The organism is Vibrio sp. 10N.222.46.A1 (genome assembly GCF_041473595.1).
GTDB lineage: Bacteria > Pseudomonadota > Gammaproteobacteria > Enterobacterales > Vibrionaceae > Vibrio > Vibrio tasmaniensis_A.
On record NZ_JBFRSN010001003.1, the window covers coordinates 1 to 2160 of the forward strand.

3 protein-coding genes and 1 pseudogene are annotated in these 2160 nt (G+C 40.8%); 2 read left to right on the forward strand and 2 right to left on the reverse strand.

Translation table 11 applies throughout. From position 1 onward, the window contains the following. A partial coding sequence (locus AB4496_RS23050) for a helix-turn-helix domain-containing protein (protein WP_372132103.1) occupies positions 1-169 on the forward strand: 169 nt, incomplete at its 5' end. 257 nt (positions 170-426) lie between these two features. Here AB4496_RS23050 and AB4496_RS23055 read toward each other — a convergent pair. Further along, positions 427-789, reverse strand: coding sequence for a DUF3024 domain-containing protein (locus tag AB4496_RS23055; RefSeq protein ID WP_009844792.1), 363 nt, complete (start codon positions 787-789; stop codon positions 427-429). A 253-nt stretch (positions 790-1042) separates the two neighbouring features. Here AB4496_RS23055 and AB4496_RS23060 point away from each other — a divergent pair, with 253 nt between their 5' ends. Then, positions 1043-1858 (forward strand): phosphate ABC transporter substrate-binding protein, encoded by an 816-nt coding sequence (locus tag AB4496_RS23060; RefSeq protein WP_009844791.1) that lies wholly within the window; start codon positions 1043-1045, stop codon positions 1856-1858. 195 nt (positions 1859-2053) lie between these two features. On the opposite strand, the pseudogene AB4496_RS23065 reads toward AB4496_RS23060, so the two are convergent. Then, a pseudogene (locus tag AB4496_RS23065) lies at positions 2054-2160 on the reverse strand (MaoC family dehydratase); the annotation flags it as partial.

A 2160-nucleotide genomic window follows, 5' to 3' on the forward strand; every position in this document is an offset into this window, starting at 1 on the left:
AAAGCGAATCGCCCACGCAGCCACACAGCTCAGAACATCGAACAAATCGATTACTCAAATTGCTTATGAATCCGGATTTAAAAGTGCGGCGCATTTTAGTACCGCCTTTAAAACCTATCACGGCAAAACACCAAAAGATTTCCGGTCTTTGGTTTCACAATCTTATTAATACCAATCGTAGTAAATCACTGATCACTTACTCACTGTGATTGGTATAACTACGCAATCTTATTGGCATAATTTGAAGTGACATCCATCATTTATAGTGATGCGGATAGTTTTAGTAACATAGATCGTTTTACTGACGCAGATAAGCTTTATTAACGTAGACTGTTTTTAGTGACTCAGATAGGTTGTAATGTGGTGAGTTAAAAAAAGTTGTTCGTTTTAGGTATCAAGCCCCTCGCAAACATCTCAACAGAATAATCACGACCAGAAGTACGATTTAGGGTCTTTTTCTATTTCAGACAAAATAGCATCAAGATCCTTCGATTGAGGTAAGTAAGGATAAGGCCCCCAATTTACTGAATCGGTTTTTACATCACCTTCTAGCGGCACCATTACCAACCAACATGACAGTGACTCATCAAAACTAACGCAGGCGATCTCATTTGTGTAATCGCTATGAGATGAGTCGAGCAGATAATGAGCCTGAGAAAACAGCACACCACCCTCACACTCTTCATAAAGGGACTTGCCTAGCTCGACAGGTAAACTGCGATTTCGAGATGTACAGAGCTTCTCAGCTCCAATTAAAAGACGATTCAGTTCGATATGAATGACGGACATAACACCTCTTGTAACTTCATAGAAACTTCTAAGTAGTGAATTCCTTTGTTTAGCTTAGGACTCAACCAACATTTTAGCGAACTAGCGCAAACAAAATACCCGTCCTGCTCCCAGAAACGAATCCTGCTTTTGTAAACCTAACTCGCTTTCACTCATCAAGCTAATAGCGACACATTGAGCGGATAGAATTTCACAAAATTGTCATATAACCGACCTATCATAGCCGGCAAATGTTATTAACTAGGAGTTGTTTATGTTACGAGTCGCGCTTGCCTCTCTTTTATCCTTAGCCCTGTCTTCTCACGCTGCTTTTGCACAAGAAACCAATATTTCGGGCTCCACTTCGGTATCACGTGTGATGGATGTATTGGCTGAGGAGTACAACAAGACTCACCCTGATAACTATATTGCGGTTCAAGGCATCGGTTCTACAGCGGGTATTACCATGGTCAATAAAGGTGTCGCTGATATTGGTATGAGCTCACGTTACTTAACTGACCGCGAACAGGGCGAAAAATTGAAGGTATTTCCAATTGCCTTTGACGGCCTAGCCGTCGTGACTAACCGTTCAAACGGTGTAAGCAACGTTACACGTGAACAGCTATTCGATATCTACAAAGGAAAAATCACAAACTGGAAAGCCATAGGTGGTGCGGATCAACCTATCGCAGTTGTAACTCGTGAAGCTTCTTCTGGTTCACGTTACAGCTTCGAGAGCTTACTTGGTTTGACAAAAATCATTAACGACCGTCTAGTGTCTGACATCAACCCAAATAACTTGGTTGTAAACAGCAACAGCATGGTAAAAACGATTGTTAACCATAACCCACATGCGATTGGATTCATCTCTGTTGGCTCTATCGACCGTTCGATCAAAGCAATCACATTTGAAGGCGTTGAGCCGACATCTAAGAACATCGCCAACCACAGTTATGAATTGGCTCGCCCATTCTTATTGCTGCACAAAACTGAATCAGTTTCTGACGAGAGCAAAGATTTCATTAAGTTCGTGAAGTCAAAACAAGGGCAAGATCTTATCGAAGAGTACGGTTACACGCGCATCAAGTAACTATAAACGCATTAAGTAGCTACAAACGCATTAAGTAACTACAAACGCATTAAATAACTACACACGTATCAAGTAAGATAACGACTTTTGTGATGTTGTTAGGATGCTGATGATATCGCCTTGATAGACAAAAACAAAAAGAGAGAGCCTTAAGCTCTCTCTTTTTTGAATCTATAATCTTCGCTAAAAGCAATTCTACTTATAAAAAAGCTCTAGAAGTGAAGTGATGCCTTCGATTTCTACACGGATTTCGCGTTCAATCTCTAGGCCTTTCTTAATTGGCGTTACTTTTGTTAGCGTAC

Excerpts from the sequence above, each read along its gene's own strand:
- AB4496_RS23060 (WP_009844791.1), top strand. The coding sequence starts at position 1,043 with ATGTTACGAGTCGCGCTTGCCTCTCTTTTATCCTTAGCCCTGTCTTCT.
- AB4496_RS23055 (WP_009844792.1), bottom strand. The coding sequence starts at position 789 with ATGTCCGTCATTCATATCGAACTGAATCGTCTTTTAATTGGAGCTGAG.